The organism is Methylobacterium organophilum, from assembly GCF_022533465.1.
Classification (GTDB): domain Bacteria; phylum Pseudomonadota; class Alphaproteobacteria; order Rhizobiales; family Beijerinckiaceae; genus Methylobacterium; species Methylobacterium organophilum.
The window spans coordinates 3,801,065-3,817,146 of sequence record NZ_CP092848.1 but is presented as its reverse complement, the minus strand read 5'-3'; the positions used below and the strand labels follow the sequence as shown (position 1 = coordinate 3,817,146).

General features: G+C 70.6%; 9 protein-coding genes and 1 pseudogene. 8 read left to right on the top strand and 2 right to left on the bottom strand.

Features of this window, described 5'->3' with window-relative positions; translation table 11 throughout:
• The first annotated feature begins 226 nt into the window (after positions 1-226).
• On the top strand, positions 227-1,228 hold the full coding sequence (locus tag MMB17_RS17950) for a 2-hydroxyacid dehydrogenase (RefSeq protein WP_241099764.1): 1,002 nt from the start codon (positions 227-229) through the stop codon (positions 1,226-1,228).
• A 14-nt stretch (positions 1,229-1,242) separates the two neighbouring features.
• Here the strand turns inward: MMB17_RS17950 and MMB17_RS17945 are convergent, their stop codons facing one another.
• Positions 1,243-1,686 carry a DUF488 domain-containing protein gene (locus MMB17_RS17945; RefSeq protein WP_241102232.1) on the bottom strand — a complete coding sequence of 148 codons (444 nt, stop codon included), beginning with the start codon at positions 1,684-1,686 and terminating at the stop codon, positions 1,243-1,245.
• 199 nt (positions 1,687-1,885) lie between these two features.
• Between MMB17_RS17945 and MMB17_RS17940 the strand changes: the two genes are divergently transcribed.
• From MMB17_RS17940 to MMB17_RS17930, 3 genes are all read left to right on the top strand, one after another.
• A complete protein-coding gene (locus MMB17_RS17940; protein ID WP_238311136.1) occupies positions 1,886-2,728 on the top strand; it encodes a glycoside hydrolase family 25 protein in 843 nt (280 codons plus the stop codon).
• A gap of 151 nt (positions 2,729-2,879) precedes the next feature.
• Positions 2,880-3,692, top strand: a complete 813-nt coding sequence (locus tag MMB17_RS17935) for a Crp/Fnr family transcriptional regulator (RefSeq protein WP_241102231.1) — start codon at positions 2,880-2,882, stop codon at positions 3,690-3,692.
• 64 nt (positions 3,693-3,756) lie between these two features.
• Positions 3,757-6,561, top strand: a complete 2,805-nt coding sequence (locus tag MMB17_RS17930; protein WP_241099763.1) for a PAS domain-containing protein — start codon at positions 3,757-3,759, stop codon at positions 6,559-6,561.
• Between the two features lie 10 nt (positions 6,562-6,571).
• On the opposite strand, the pseudogene MMB17_RS17925 reads toward MMB17_RS17930, so the two are convergent.
• Positions 6,572-6,781 (bottom strand): annotated as a pseudogene (locus MMB17_RS17925) (efflux RND transporter permease subunit); the annotation flags it as partial.
• A 435-nt stretch (positions 6,782-7,216) separates the two neighbouring features.
• On the opposite strand from MMB17_RS17925, the gene uvrA reads away from it, so the two are divergent.
• From uvrA to glyS, 4 genes are all read left to right on the top strand, one after another.
• Positions 7,217-10,213, top strand: coding sequence for an excinuclease ABC subunit UvrA (uvrA, locus tag MMB17_RS17920; RefSeq protein WP_238311131.1), 2,997 nt, complete (start codon positions 7,217-7,219; stop codon positions 10,211-10,213).
• A 521-nt stretch (positions 10,214-10,734) separates the two neighbouring features.
• Complete coding sequence (locus tag MMB17_RS17915; protein ID WP_241099762.1) at positions 10,735-11,676, top strand: transporter family protein; 942 nt, start codon at positions 10,735-10,737, stop codon at positions 11,674-11,676.
• A gap of 200 nt (positions 11,677-11,876) precedes the next feature.
• Positions 11,877-13,784, top strand: a complete 1,908-nt coding sequence (locus MMB17_RS17910) for a PhoX family protein (protein WP_241099761.1) — start codon at positions 11,877-11,879, stop codon at positions 13,782-13,784.
• Positions 13,785-13,848: 64 nt separating this feature from the next.
• Positions 13,849-16,023, top strand: coding sequence for a glycine--tRNA ligase subunit beta (gene glyS / locus MMB17_RS17905; protein WP_241099760.1), 2,175 nt, complete (start codon positions 13,849-13,851; stop codon positions 16,021-16,023).
• Positions 16,024-16,082 lie beyond the last annotated feature (59 nt).

Here is a 16,082-nt window from a genome sequence, read left to right as displayed (position 1 = left end):
GTCGGAGGCGGCGTTCGGGGCGCGGAAGGGCGCCGGACCGGCCGCCCGCATTGTCTTCGCCCGTCGCTCTGGTAGAGAGGCCGGAAGACGCGGGCAGCCCGCCGGCTCTCCCCACCCGATGCCGCATTCCGCCCCATCTGGCCGGGACGTGGTTAAGGGAGCGTAAGCCGGGCCGGTGCCGCCGGCGAGGTCAGTCGGGCGCCGCGCGGGGTGCCGGGAGGGGGTCATGTCGTTCAAGCGCAAGCCGCTGGTCGTGGTGACGCGGCGCCTGCCGGACGCGGTCGAGACGCGCATGCGCGAGCTCTTCGACACGCGCCTCAACCATGACGATGCGCCGATGTCGGCCGAGGCGCTCGCCGTCGCCCTGCGCGAGGCGGACGTGCTGGTGCCCACCGTGACCGACGAGATCGATTCCGCCCTGCTCGCCCAGGCCGGTCCGAACCTGCGGCTCATCGCGAATTTCGGCAACGGCGTCGATCACATCGACGTGGCCGTGGCCCTGGAGCGGGGCATCACCGTCACCAACACCCCCGGCGTGCTGACCGAGGACACCGCCGACATGACCATGGCGCTGATCCTCGCCGTGGCCCGGCGGGTGGCGGAGGGGGCGCGCATCATCCCCGACGACGACTGGACCACCGGCTGGTCGCCGACCTGGATGCTCGGGCGCCGCATCACCGGCAAGCGCCTCGGCATCGTCGGCATGGGCCGGATCGGCCAGGCCCTCGCCCGCCGCGCCAGGGCCTTCGGCCTGTCGATCCACTATCACAACCGCCGCCGCGTGCCCGCGAGCATCGAGGAGGAGACGGGGGCGACCTACTGGGAATCCCTCGACCAGATGCTCGCCCGGGTCGACATCGTCTCGGTCAACTGCCCGCACACGCCGGCGACCTATCACCTGCTCTCCGCCCGCCGCCTCAAGCTCCTGAAGCCCGAGGCGGTGGTGGTGAACACCGCCCGCGGCGAGGTGATCGACGAGAACGCCCTGGCGCGCCTGATCGAGGCCGGCGAGATCGGCGGGGCCGGCCTCGACGTGTTCGAGCAGGAGCCGGCGGTGAGCCCGCGCCTCGTGCGCCTCGCCCGCAACGGCAAGGTGGTGCTGCTGCCGCATATGGGCTCGGCCACCCACGAGAGCCGCGTCGACATGGGCGAGAAGGTCATCATCAACATCAAGACCTTCATGGACGGCCACCGGCCGCCGGACCGCATCCTGCCCAGCATGCTCTGAGACCGGGCGGCGGCTCAGCCGAACAGGTCGACCGTGGCGAAGCCGCGCGCCGCCAGGCGCTCGGCCAGCACCCGCCGGTGGCAGCGCTCGGGATCGCGCTCGAAGCAGAGCAGGCAGACCGGCGCCTTGCCCGCGAGTTCAGCCAGGGCGTCGAGGGCGAGCCCCCCGTCGGCGGTGTCGAGCACCTCCTCGCAATAGATCCTCCGCATCAGCCCGGCATCGTGGGCGCGGGCGGCCTCGCGGCCGGCCTTCGGCGTGCCCAGAGCCCGCAGATGCGCGTAGCCGAGGCCCGCCTCCTCCAGCCCGGCCTTCAGGGCGCCCTTCGAGAATCCGCGCTTGCGGGAATTGGCCACCGCCCGCACGTCGGCGAGCGTTGCCACCCCCGCCTCCTTGAGCGCCGCGTGCAGGCGCTCCGGATCGAGGCCCTCGTATCCTATGGTGAACAGAGTCTTCATGATGTGACGGCGATCCGAAAACGCGGGCTCTTCTTGAGGCTTGCGGGCCACGCCCCCTGAGGATTGTCGTGGGAAGGTCCTCGCGATGTGCCTCCCCTACAACGGCTACCGGAAATTCGCCGCAATGGCGTCAAACCTCTCTTAACCGCGCCCAGGGCAACCAATAGCCATGCATTGGCGCGAAGACGGTTGCGGGGCCTCGATGTCGCTGGAGATCGCGAAGACGGTTCTGGCCTGCGTGCCGCGCCTCAAGCGGCTGGCCGCCGCCCTCGCCCTGTCGAGCCTGGCCGCCTGCGCCGCCGACACGAGCTTCTACCCCACCAAGGGCGACGCCAAGCCCCATCCGGGGGTGGCCCGGGCCAAGCGCCACCCGATCCAGGGCATCGACATCTCCAAGTGGCAGGGCCCGATCGACTGGGCCTCGGTCCGGGGCGCGGGCACCCAGTTCGCCTTCATCAAGGCGACCGAGGGCGGCGACCACGTGGATGAGCGCTTCCGCGAGAACTGGGAGGGGGCCGGCCGGGCCGGCGTGCCCCGCGGCGCCTACCATTTCGTGTTCTGGTGCCGCTCCGCCAAGGAGCAGATGGACTGGTTCAAGCGGAACGTGCCCAACGACCCGACCGCCCTGCCCCCGGTGCTGGACGTGGAGTGGAACGGCCATTCCGTCGCCTGCCCGAAGCGGCTGCCCAAGGCCCAGGCGCTGGGCATGATCCAGTACATGCTCGACGAGATGGAGCGCTACACCGGCAAGCGCCCGATCATCTACACCGACATCACCTTCCACCGGGACGTGCTGGAAGGCGAGCTGCCCGATTACCCGCACTGGGTGCGCTCCACCGCGGCGGAGCCCGAGCAGCGCTTCGCCAACCGCCAGTGGATGCTCTGGCAGTTCACCTCGACCGGCCGCGTGCCGGGCGTGCGCGGGGACGTGGACCGGAACGCCTTCTACGGCACCCAGGCCGAATGGGCCTCGTTCCTGGCGACCGATTGCGATCCGCGGGAGCATCGCCGCCTGTCGAGCCGCGGCCTCTGTACGGAGAAATGACGGGCCCGGCCTTGCGGTGCAAGTGGACCCGATATTAGGAACAAATTGAACGAATGGTCGATTGATCTGTCTACTAGTGGACAGACGATCGAAGGTGTTTGCGCTACGAGCACCTGATACGAAGCGTGAACAAAGCGTCATCATGTCGACCATGTCGGCGGCTCGCGAGCCCCTGTTCGAAGGAAACCTCCTCCTCAAGGCTTTGAGCCCGGACGACAGGGCGCTTCTCGCCCCCTATCTGGAGCGGTGGGAGCACCAGCGCGGCGAGGTGATCTTCTCCGCCGGCAGCGAGGTCGGCTTCGTCACCTTCCCCTGCGAATTCACGGTGATCACCCTCGTCATCGAGATGGCGGACGGGCGCAGCGCCCAGACCGCGACCGTCGGCCGCGAGGGCGCGGTCGGCGGCGTCGTCAGCAACGGGGGCCTGCCGGCTTCCGCCAACGCGGTCGTGCAGATCCCGGGGCCGGCCCTGCGCATCGACGTGCGCCGCCTGCAGGAGGCCAAGCGCCGCTCGGAGACCCTGCGCAACCTGTTCACCCGCTATTCGGACTGCCTGCTCGCCCAGGTGCTGCAGGCGGTGGCCTGCAACGCCCTCCACCCGATCGAGCAGCGCTGCATGCGCTGGCTGATGACCCTTCAGGACCGGCTCGACACGCCCGTCCTGCCGGTGACGCAGGAGGTGCTGGCCGCCATGCTCGGCGTGCAGCGGACCTACCTGACCCGGATCCTGCGCTCGCTGCAGGACCAGGGCCTGATCGCTATCGGCCGCGGCCGCATCACGATCCTGAACCGCGCCGAGGTCGAGGCCGCCGCCTGCGAGTGCCACGCCAGCGTCAAGCGGCACTTTGAAACCGTGCTCGGCGCAGTGTACAGCCGCAGCGGCCGCTTCATCGCGATCGATCCCGACCCCGTGCAGGGCAAGGGCGGCAACGGTGCGACCGCGCCGGACGCCCCGATCGCCTGAGGGGCCGGTCTCCGCTCCGGCGGCGGCCCGACATCGCCCCGACGCCGCGCGAGCCGACCGACCGATGAGTGCCCGGTCTCCCGAGTTGCCAGAGGCCGTCGCGGATGCCGGGAGGCTCGCCGCCCTCGACGGATACGACATCCTCGACACGCCGCCGGAACCCGATTTCGACGATATCGTGCTGATCGCGAGCCGGCTCTGCGTGGCGCCGACCGCCCTGATCAGCTTCGTCGCCGAGGACCGCCAGTGGTTCAAGGCGCGGGTCGGCTTCGAGCCCTGCGAGACGCCCCTGGCGCAGTCGGTCTGCGCCCATGCCCTCGAGCAGTCCGGCATCCTGGTCATCCCCGACCTCGCCGCGGACCCCCGCACCCGCGCCAACACGCTGGTGACCGGGCCGCCCCATCTGCGCTTCTACGCCGGCGCCCCCCTGGTGACGCCGGAGGGCTACGGCCTCGGCTCGCTCTGCATCCTCGACACGCATCCCCGCCCCGGCGGGCTGTCCCCGGCCCAGATGACCGGGCTCGAGGCGCTGGCCCGCCAGGTGATGGTCCAGCTCGCCCTGCGCCGCAGCGTCGAGGCCCGCGACGCCGACCTCGCCCGCCGGTCCCGGGAGGAGCGGGAGCTGCGGGCCAGCGCCGCCGCCCTCGCCGAGAGCGCCCTGCGCCTGCGGCTCGCCGTGGAGGCGACCGGCGTCGGCATCTTCGACTACGACCTCGTCACCGGCACCCTGATCTGGGACGCCCGCACCCGCGAGATGTTCGGCCTCGGGCCGGAGGATCCGGTCAGCTACGAGGGCGCCTTCCTCCCCGGCCTCCACCCGGAGGACCGGGCGCGGACCGACGCGGCGGTGCGGGCGGCCCTCGATCCCGCCGGCTCGGGCGTGTTCGACTGCGAGTACCGCACCGTCGCCGCCGACGGGAACGTCCTGCGCTGGATCGCGGCCCGCGGCCGGCTGACCAGCGTCGAGGGCCGCCCGACCCGCTTCGTCGGCACGGTGCGCGACATCTCCGCCGAGCGCCGCGCCCAGGCCGAGATCCTGGCGAGCGAGGAGCGCTACCGCCTCGTCACCCACGCCACCAACGACGCGATCTGGGACTGGGACCTCGTCGCCGACCACGTCCTGTGGAACGAGGCCCTGCTCGCCGCCTATGGCTGGGATCCCGCCCGGATCGCGCCGACCGGCGGCTGGTGGCTCGACCACATCCATCCCGAGGACCGGGCCGGCGTCGAGGCGGATATCCGCGCCGTCATCGCCGGCCGGGCGATGGACTGGCGGCACGAATACCGCTTCCTGCGGGCCGACGGCAGCTATGCCGACGTGTTCGACCGGGGCTCGATGGTGCGCGATCCCGCCGGCCGGCCGGTCCGCATGATCGGGGCGATGCTCGACCTCACCGAGCGCAAGCGGGCCGAGGCCCAGTTCCGGGCGGTGTTCGAGGGCGCCAATGTCGGCATCGTCCAGCTCGAGCCGCGCAGCCTGAAGGCCCTGCGCGTCAACGCCAAGCTCTGCGCGATCTGGGCGGCGGAGCCCGCCGACATCGTCGGCCAGTCGGTGGCGAAATGGACGCCGGAGGAGGATGCCGAGGAGCGCGACCGGCTCCATCGCCGGCTGGCCGCCGGCGAGATCATGCAGGAGACCCTGGAGAAGCGCTACCGGCGCAAGGACGCACGGCTGATCTGGGCCCGGGTCAACCTCGTCTCGCAATGGCGCGGCGACGAGATCCAGGTCACGGCGATGATCGAGGACATCACCGAGGAGCGCCGGGCGGCGGAGTGCCAGCGCGCCCTGATCGCCCTCGGAGATCGCCTGCGGGACGCGGGCAGCACCGCCGAGATCGCCGAGGCGACGGCGGCCCTCCTGGGCCGCAGCCTCGATCTCGACCGGGCCGGCTACGCCTTCCCCGACGGCGCCGAGGCGACGCTCACCGTCGAGCGGGACTGGAGCGCGGGCGCCCTGCCGAGCCTCGCCGGCACCCATGCCTCCGCCGCGCTCCCCCTGCGGCTTTCCGAGCTCGCCCGGGGGGCGGTCTGCGTGCTGCGGGACGCCGCGGCGGAGCTTCCCCCGGCGCGCGCCGCCGCCTATGCGCGGGCGGGAATCGGCGCGGCGATCGAGGTGCCCCTGGTCCGGCGCGGCGCCCTGGTCGGCGTGCTCTTCGCCCAGTCCGCCGCCGCTCGCGACTGGTCGAGCGGCGAGGTCGATTTCGCCCGCGAGCTCGCCGAGCGCGCCTGGGGGGCGGTCGCCCGCATCCAGGCCGAGGAGCAGCAGCGCCTGCTCAACCGCGAGCTCTCCCATCGGCTCAAGAACACCCTGGCCATGGCGCAGGCCATCGCGGCGCAGAGCCTGCGCAACGTCACCGAGGTCGAGACGGCCAAGAAGACCCTGGTGGCGCGCCTGATCGCCCTCGGCAAGGCGCACGACATCCTGCTCGACGGCTCGAGCGAGGCCGCCGACATGGAGGCCCTGATCGCCGGGGCCCTCGCCAGCCACGACGACGGCCAGGCCGGCCGCTTCCGCCTCGCCGGGCCGCCGATCCAGGTGGGGGCGGCCGCCGCCCTCCCCCTCACTCTGATGCTGCACGAGCTCGCCACCAACGCGGCCAAGTACGGCGCCCTCTCCGTGCCCGAGGGCCGCGTCGGCATCACCTGGGAGATCGTCGCCGACGGCGCGGCCGAGCCCCGCCTGAACATGCGCTGGCAGGAGAGCGGCGGCCCGCCGGTGACGCCGCCGGCCCGCACCGGCTTCGGCTCGCGGCTGATCGAGCGCGGCCTGTCCGGTGCGGTGGGCGGCGAGGTCGCGGTCGATTACGACGCGGCCGGGGTGGTCTGCCGGCTGTCCGGCCCGCTCTCGGGCTTTCTGGCCCGCGACTGATCCCCCTCCCCGCCCCGAAGATCGCCAGCGGGGTCGCGAGCAGGATGACCATGGGCAGGCGCAGGGATTCGTACTGGCCGGCCAGGAAGCAGAAGATCATGAACACGCCGCGCCCGAAGATGATCGGCGCGAAGTTGCCGGCGATCTTCTCCCGGTAGGCGGCCTCGGTCCACCCGATCGAGAAGCTGCTCGGCAATTCCCCCGCCCGCGGCTCGACCGCCTCGCCTCGGTGGTGCAGGTCGATTGGAGGACTCAGCCCGGAGAGGATGCCCGGGACCCTGGCCAGCCGGCGTGAAACAAAACTTTCGAAGTTCGGCCTCTGCTTAAATTTCATGCAAAGGCGCCAGCATTTTTGCACTTAAAGGTTGTAAATTTGGTCGCTCGCATTTGACTCGAAAAATGCGGCGCGGGCCCTCGGAGGGGAGCGGCGGACCCCTCCATCGCCCCGAATGCCGAGGGCCGGAGCGGCCCGTCGCTGCGCCCGCGGCAGGAAGTTGCCGTCGTTTCCGTTTCGTTCTAGTGGTACCCCGACGCTCGAGGGCCATCTTCCGCGTCGACGATTCCCACGGCACGACCGTTGCCCGCCCTGACGGACCGGGCGTCAGGCGCTGCATGGCGCCGCCCCGGGCCTGCCTGCAACAGACCGATCCGCCCCATGGCCAAAGCCAAAGCCGACGCAAGCAGCCGAGCCGAGAGCGAGAAGGACGCCAAGCTCGCCGCGCTCTTCGACGGGGCCGCGCAGGCGCGCGATGCCCGCGTCATCGCGGTGCGTGGCGCCCGCGAGCACAACCTGAAGAACGTCGACCTGACGATCCCCCGGGATCGGCTGGTGGTGTTCACGGGGCTCTCGGGCTCGGGCAAGTCGTCGCTCGCCTTCGACACGATCTATGCCGAGGGCCAGCGCCGCTACGTCGAATCGCTCTCGGCCTATGCCCGGCAATTCCTCGAGATGATGTCGAAGCCCGATGTCGACCAGATCGACGGGCTCTCGCCGGCCATCTCCATCGAGCAGAAGACCACCTCGAAGAACCCGCGCTCCACCGTCGGCACGGTCACGGAGATCTACGACTACATGCGCCTGCTCTGGGCGCGGGTCGGCATCCCCTATTCCCCGGCCACCGGCCTGCCGATCGAGAGCCAGACCGTCAGCCAGATGGTCGACCGGGTGCTGGCCCTGCCGGAGAAGACCCGGCTCTACCTGCTCGCGCCCGTGGTCCGAGGCCGGAAAGGCGAGTATCGGAAAGAAATCGCCGAGTTCCAGAAGAAGGGCTTCCAGCGTCTCCGCGTCGATGGCGAATACTATCCGATCGACGACGTGCCGAAGCTCGACAAGAAGCTCAAGCACGACATCGACGTGGTGGTGGACCGCATCGTCGTGCGGGCCGACATCGCGAGCCGTCTCGCCGATTCCTTCGAGACCGCCCTCGATCTCGCCGACGGCATCGCCGATATCGAGTTCGCGGATACGCCGGAGGGCGAGGCGCCGAAGAAGATCACCTTCTCGTCGCGCTTCGCCTGCCCCGTCTCGGGCTTCACCATCCCCGAGATCGAGCCGCGGCTGTTCTCCTTCAACAATCCCTTCGGCGCCTGCCCGACCTGCGGCGGCATCGGCCATGAGATGCGCATCGACGAGACGCTGGTGATCGCCGACCCGGCGCTCACCCTGAAGCGCGGCGCGATCGCCCCCTGGGCCAAGTCGACCTCGCCCTATTACGACCAGACGCTGGAGGCGCTGGCCAAGCATTTCGGCTTCAAGACCACGACCGCCTGGTCGGCCCTGCCCGCGGCGGCCCGGGCGGTGATCCTCTACGGCACCGGCAAGGAATCGGTGCGGTTCGACTACAATGACGGCCTGCGCGCCTACGCGGTCAACAAGCCCTTCGAGGGCGTGATCCCGAATCTGGAGCGGCGCTACAAGGAGACCGAGAGCGACGCGAGCCGCGAGGAGATCGGCCGCTTCATGAGCGCCACGCCCTGCGCCGCCTGCGGCGGCAAACGGCTCAAGCCCGAGGCGCTCGCGGTCAAGATCGACAGGCAGGACATCGGCGACGTCACGGCGCTCTCCGTGCGCGAGGCCCATCGCTGGTTCTCGGAGATCGCCTCGAAGCTCACCGACAAGCAGAACGAGATCGCCGTCCGGATCCTCAAGGAGATCCGCGACCGCCTGACCTTTCTCGTCGATGTCGGCCTCGAATACCTGACGCTTGCCCGCGGCTCGGGTTCGCTCTCGGGCGGCGAGAGCCAGCGCATCCGCCTCGCCTCGCAGATCGGCTCGGGGCTGACGGGCGTGCTCTACGTGCTCGACGAGCCGTCCATCGGCCTGCACCAGCGCGACAACGAGCGCCTGCTCGGCACGCTCAAGCGCCTGCGCGACCTCGGCAATTCGGTGATCGTGGTCGAGCACGACGAGGACGCGATCCTGCAGGCCGACTACGTGGTCGATGTCGGCCCCGGCGCCGGCATCCATGGCGGCGAGATCGTCGCCCAGGGCACGCCCGAGCAGCTCCTCAAGGACCCGGCCTCGCTCACCGCGAAGTACCTCACCGGCGAACTCTCCGTGCGCACGCCGAAGGCGCGGCGCAAGCCCGGCAAGGGGGCGCTGAAGCTCGTCGGTGCCCGGGGCAACAACCTGAAGGACGTCGAGATCGAGATCCCGCTCGGCACCTTCACCTGCGTCAGCGGCGTCTCGGGCGGCGGCAAGTCCACCCTGGTGATCGACACGCTCTACAAGGCGACGGCGAAGAAGCTGAACGGCGCCCTGGAGCATCCGGCGCCCTTCGAGCGGCTGGAGGGGCTCGAGCATCTCGACAAGGTCATCGACATCGACCAGTCGCCGATCGGCCGCACGCCGCGCTCGAACCCTGCAACCTATACGGGTGCCTTCACCCCGATCCGCGACTGGTTCGCCGGCCTGCCCGAGGCCAAGGCCCGCGGCTACCAGGCGGGGCGCTTCTCCTTCAACGTGAAGGGCGGGCGCTGCGAGGCCTGCTCGGGCGACGGCGTCATCAAGATCGAGATGCACTTCCTGCCGGACGTCTACGTCACCTGCGACGTCTGCAAGGGCAAGCGCTACGACCGTGAGACCCTGGAGGTGAAGTACCGGGGCAAGTCGATCGCCGACGTGCTCGACATGACCGTCGAGGAGGCGGCCGAGCTGTTCAAGGCGGTGCCGGCGATCCGCGACAAGATGGAGACGCTGAACCGCGTCGGCCTGCACTACGTCCGCGTCGGCCAGCAGGCCACCACCCTGTCGGGGGGCGAGGCCCAGCGCGTGAAGCTCTCCAAGGAATTGTCGAAGCGCGCGACGGGGCGCACCCTCTACATCCTCGACGAGCCGACCACGGGCCTGCATTTCCACGACGTCGCCAAGCTCATGGAGGTGCTCCACGAGCTGGTCGACCAGGGCAACACGGTGGTGGTGATCGAGCACAACCTCGAAGTGATCAAGACCGCCGACTGGGTGATCGACATGGGCCCCGAAGGCGGGGATGGCGGCGGCACGGTGGTGGCGCAGGGCACGCCGGAGGAGATCGCCCGGTCCAAGGCGAGCCATACCGGCCGGTTCCTGCGCGAGGTCCTGGCCCGGCGCCCGGCCTCGGCCGCGGAATCGGCGCCGCCCGGCCGCACGAAGCGGCGCCAGGCGGCGGAGTGAGGCGAATCGCGGGACCGGATCTTCGCGTTCCGGTTGTCGGGCGCCGGGCGATTCGAACCGGGGAACCCGTGTGATCCGGGGTGACCCGGGCGCGGCCTGGTCACGGGCGGGGCAGGCTGCTGCCGGGGCTCGCCGCCGGACGGCGCCGGGAGCGCGCCACGACGTCGCCGCAGGCGCCCGCGCGTCCTGCGCCAAACGGCTGAGCTTCATGTGGTATTTTGCCGGAAGTGCGGGCCGTACAAGTGGACCGCCGGGTGACTAAGTATGCTTAACTCTTTGTTAAGCCCCTGTTGCGGCGCCGCAAAAATGCGACTTTTGCGCAACGGTAGGTTCCGAACTGCCGAGATTGCAGGCAACGCCCTGTCATTCCGGAGCGCAGTGTAGAATAGTTCCCGACGTTGAGACTTGAGGTGGGGCCGTAAGGGGGCGCCCGGCGCTGGCAGTACGGACGGGAAAAGTTCGGCTGAAGTCGACGGGGGCTACGGGGCGGTCGCCTGAAATCCTTGGGAAGGAACCAGAAAATGATGAAGAACTGGCTCGCCGCGGGCGCCTTCGCGCTCACGGCCGGTATGACGGCCACGGCCGCGCAGGCCCAGACGACCACGGTCCCCGGCGAGCAGGTCGGTCTCGCCACCGGCGCCCCGCTTCCGGAAGGCGTCTACGCCATCAACACCTTCACCTACCGCAGCCAGGACAACGCGGCGGTCGACACCGCGGTGAACATTCCGATCCTGCTGTGGTCGACCCCCTGGACGCCCTTCGGCGGCCGTATCGAGCTCGCCGTCGCTCCGCCGACCGTGTTCACCTTCAGCCGCGCTGCCGGCGGCCGTGACACCTCGATCAACGTCGGCACCTTCATCGGCGGCATCTGGGCGTTCGACCTCGGCGGCAACATCGGCGTCAGCGTCCTGTTCGGTACCTACCTGAACGAGCTCAACGCCGGTCGCGGCGGCGGCCTCAACATCCTGGCCTCCAACACCTACCGTGCCGGCGGCGCGATCAGCTACACCGGCGACGGCTGGAACCTGACCGCCAACCTGACCTACAACTTCTACGACACTCCCGGCCGCTTCGATGGCCCGAACGGCATCCCCGCCTTCTTCGGCCCGGTCGGCATCTCGGACGCGCTCAACCTCGACCTGACCGCGACCAAGAAGTTCGGCAAGTTCGAGATCGGCGCCATCGGCTACGGCACCGTCAACCTCGACCCGAACGCGATCACCTTCCCGGCCGGTCTGGGCGTCCTCGGCAGCCGCGTCGGTCGCGGTGGCCGCTTCGCCCTCGGTGGCCTCATCGGCTACGACTTCGGGCCGTTCACGGTGCAGGCCTACGTCGCCCGCGACGTCGTGACCTCGGCCGGCGTCTCGGAGAGCACGGACGGCTGGTTCCGCATCATCGCCCCGCTCTACACCCCGGCCCCCGCCGCGGCTCCGGCCCCGGCCCCGCTGGTCCGCAAGTACTGATTTCGCGCATCGGGGCGCCGCGCGGCGCCCCGCTGTCGATCTCGACGAGACCGCCCGGCTCCTGGCCGGGCGGTTTTTTCATGCCCGCCGTGCACCGGCCCTCGGCCGAGCCGGCGCGGGGGGCGTCGTCGGAGCGTCATCGGAGCGACATGCGGCGGCTTTAGCGCCGGGCTTGAACCCGATCGGAGAGTGAGGCCGCGATGTCCGACCCGAAAGCCGCCCCGAGCCTCGACGCGGTGATCGCCCGCCGCTTCTCCCGGCGCGACCTGATGCGCGGTGCGCTGGCCGCCTCCCTCGCCGCCGGGATCGGCTCCGAGGCGCTGTCCGGCCTCGCCGCCGCGGCCGAAGCCCCGGCCGAGACCCCGGCCTTCGACTTCCCCGAGCTTCCCGCCGGCGTCGACGCGCATCTGCATGTGGCCGAGGGCTACGAATCCCAGGTTCTGCTGCGCTGGGGCGACCCGCTCTTTCCCGATGCCCCGGCCTTCGACCCCGCCGCCCAGAGCGCGGAGCGCCAGGAGCGGCAATTCGGCTACAACAACGACTTCGTGGGCTTCATTCCCCTCGACGGCAGCGCCGCGCGCGGCCTGCTCGTGGTCAACCACGAATACACCAATGCCGAGCTGATGTTCCCCGGGCTGAACGCCGCCGACCGCAAGGGCGTGATCGCCGGCATCGGCGCGGATCAGGTCGCGATCGAGATGGCGGCCCATGGCGGCTCGGTGGTGGAGATCCGCCGGGAGGACGGTCGGTGGCGCCCGGTTCCAGGCTCCCCCTATACCCGCCGCATCACCGCGCGGACGCCGATCGCCCTCACCGGGCCGGCGGCGGGCCATCCCCGCCTCGTCACCGAGGCCGACCCGACCGGGCGGCGGGTCGAGGGCATGATCAACAACTGCTCCGGCGGCGTCACCCCCTGGGGCACCTGGCTCTCGGGCGAGGAGAACTTCCCCTACTACTTCCTCGGCGCCCTGCCCGAGGGCCATGCGGAGGCGCGCAACGCCAAGAGCATGACCATGGGCACGCCCCAATACGGCTGGGGCCGCTTCCATCCGCGCTTCGACCTCGCGAAGACGCCGAACGAGCCCAACCGATTCGGCTGGGTCGTGGAGATCGATCCCTTCGATCCAGCCTCGACCCCGAAGAAGCGCACGGCGCTCGGCCGCTTTCGGCACGAGGGCGCGGCCGGCATCACCGCGGCGGATGGGCGCTACGTCGTCTATCTCGGCGACGACGAGCGCTTCCAGCACGTCTACCGCTTCGTCAGCGCGGCCAGGGTCGCCCCGGATCGGGCCGGCAATGCCGATCTCCTCGATTCCGGTACCCTCAGCGTCGCCCGGTTCGAGGCCGACGGGACCGGGCGCTGGCTGCCCCTCGTCCATGGCCGGAACGGGCTCGATGCCGGCAACGGCTTCGACTCCCAGGCCGACGTGCTGATCGAGACCCGCCGTGCGGCCAAGCTCCTCGGCGCCACGCCGATGGACCGGCCCGAGGACATGGAGGCCAACCCGAAGACCGGGCGGGTCTACGTGATGCTCACCAACAACGCGAAGCGCACGGCCGAGCAGGTCGACGCCGCCAATCCGCGGCCGCTGAACCTCTTCGGCCACGTCATCGAGATCACGCCGGAGGGCGGCGACCAGACCGCGGAGACCTTCCGCTGGGAGGTGATGATCCAGTGCGGCGATCCCGCCAAGCCGGAGGTGAAGGCGACCTTCTCGCCGCGCACCACGGCGGATGGCTGGTTCGGCATGCCCGACAACTGCGCCTTCGACGGCCGGGGCCGCCTCTGGATCGCCACCGACGGCAACAACCGCCGTGCCACGGGCCGGGCCGACGGCATCTGGGCGATCGAGACGGAGGGGCCGCGCCGGGGCACCGCACGCCACTTCCTGCAGGTGCCGGTGGGCGCCGAGATGTGCGGCCCCTGCTTCACGCCGGACGACGAGACCTTCTTCGTGGCCGTCCAGCATCCCGGCGAGCCCGACGAGGAGGGTGCGCTCGGCAGCTACGAGAAACCCTCGACCCGCTGGCCCGACTTCGCGGACGGCGTGCCGCCCCGGCCCTCGGTGGTGGCGGTGACCCGGACGGGCGGCGGACGGATCGGCTGAACCGTCGCAGGTCGGATCATCTCCCGTCTCGACGCCGCCCGGACGGGCGGCTATTCCCGCGCCTATGCCTGACCTCCTTCTCGAACTCCTCTCCGAAGAGATCCCCGCCCGCATGCAGCGGCGCGCGGCCGAGGATCTGAAGAAGCTCGTCACCGACGCGCTGGTCGAGCGCGGCTTCCTCTACGAGGGCGCCAAGGCCTTCGCGACGCCGCGGCGGCTGGCGCTGCATGTGGCCGGCCTGCCGGCCCGGGGCGAGGCGGTGCGGGAGGAGCGGCGCGGTCCCCGCGTCGGCGCGCCGGAGGCGGCGGTTCAGGGCTTCCTGAAGAGCGCGGGGCTCGACAGCCTCGACCAGGCCACCACGGTCACCGACCCGAAGAAGGGCGAATTCTACCTCGCGGTGATCGAGCGGCCGGGCCGGGAGACGCTGGACGTGCTGGCCGAGATCCTGCCGGGCATCGTCAAGAGCTTCCCCTGGCCGAAATCGATGCGCTGGGGCGCGGCCTCGGCCCAGCCCGGCGCGCTGCGCTGGGTGCGTCCGCTGCAATCGATCGTGGCCACCTTCGGCCCGGAGACGGAGACGCCGGAGGTGGTGCCGTTCTCGGTCGACGGTATCGCGGCGGGCACCACCACCCGCGGCCACCGCTTCCTGGCGCCCGGCCCGATCGAGGTGCGCCGCTTCGACGATTACGTCCAGGCCCTGGAGCGCGCCCACGTGATCCTCGACGCCGACCGGCGCAAGGACATCATCCTGCACGACGCCAAGGATCTCGCCTTCGCCCGCGGCCTCGACCTCGTGGAGGACGAGGGCCTGCTCGAGGAGGTGGCGGGCCTGGTCGAGAAGCCGGTGGTGCTGATGGGCTCCTTCGACCCGCGCTTCCTGGAGATCCCGGCCGAGGCGATCCGGGCGACGATCCGCGCCAACCAGAAATGCTTCGTGCTGCGCAGGAGCGGCTCGGAGGAACTGGCCCCGGCCTTCATCCTCGTCTCGAACCTCGTCGCCTCGGATGGCGGCGCGGCGATCACCGCGGGCAACGAGCGCGTGGTGCGCGCCCGGCTCTCGGACGCGAAATTCTTCTGGGAGACCGATAAGGCGACCAAGCTGGAGGACCGCCTCCCGAAGCTCGACGCCATCGTCTTCCACGAGAAGCTCGGCACGCAGGGCGAGCGGATCGCGCGCATCGCCAAGCTGGCGCGCCGGATCACCGCTGAGATCGATGTTCACTACGACACCGCTCCTGTCGAGCGTGCGGCACGGCTGGCCAAGGCCGATCTCGTCACCGAGATGGTCGGGGAGTTCCCGGAGTTGCAGGGCCTGATGGGCCGGAAATACGCGACCCTTCAGGGCGAAGATCCACGCGTCGCGGCGGCCATCGAAGAGCATTACAAGCCCCTCGGCCCGAGCGATCGCGTGCCGAAGGACATCGTCTCCGTGGCGGTGGCGCTCGCCGACAAGCTCGATACCCTGGCCGGCTTCTGGTCGATCGACGAGAAGCCCACGGGCAGCAAGGATCCGTTCGGCCTGCGCCGCGCCGCCCTCGGCGTCATCCGGTTGATCCTCGAGAACGAGCTGCGGTTGTCGCTCTTGGACGGCCCGATCTGGGATGCCTTCGATGGGCTGCCGGGCAAGTTCGCCGTCGCCCTCACCCTGTCCGGGGACGAGGCGCTCGATGCGGCCGCGTTCGAGGGAGATCTCGTGGATCCGCGGGCCAAGGATCTCCTCGCCTTCTTCGCCGACCGCCTCAAGGTCTATCTGCGCGACCAGGGCGCGCGCCACGACCTGATCGACGCCGTCTTCGCCCTGCCCGGCCAGGACGACCTGCTGCTCGTCGTCCGCCGCGTCGCGGCCCTGGGCGAGTTCCTGGGCAACGACGACGGCAAGAACCTCCTCGCCGGCTACAAGCGCGCGGCCAACATCCTGCGCATCGAGGAGAAGAAGGACGGCGTCGCCTACGATGCCGCGCCCGACGCGGCGCTCGCCGCCTCCGGGCAGCCGGAGGAGCGGGCGCTGGCCGAGGCCTTGGCGTCGGCGCGCCAGGAAGCCTCCGCGGCGGTCGCCGCCGAGGATTTCGCCGGGGCGATGCGGGCGCTGTCGCGGCTGCGGGCGCCGGTCGACGCCTTCTTCGAGAAGGTCACCGTGAACGCCGAGGATCCGGCCCTGCGCCGGAACCGCCTGCTGCTCCTCAACGCCCTGCGCGCGGCCACCCGCGAGGTGGCCGAGTTCTCGCGGATCGAGGGCTGAGGGCCCTCGCGCGCCCTTCACAATCCCCCGGGGGATCGTCATGATCGCCCGGAGGAGCG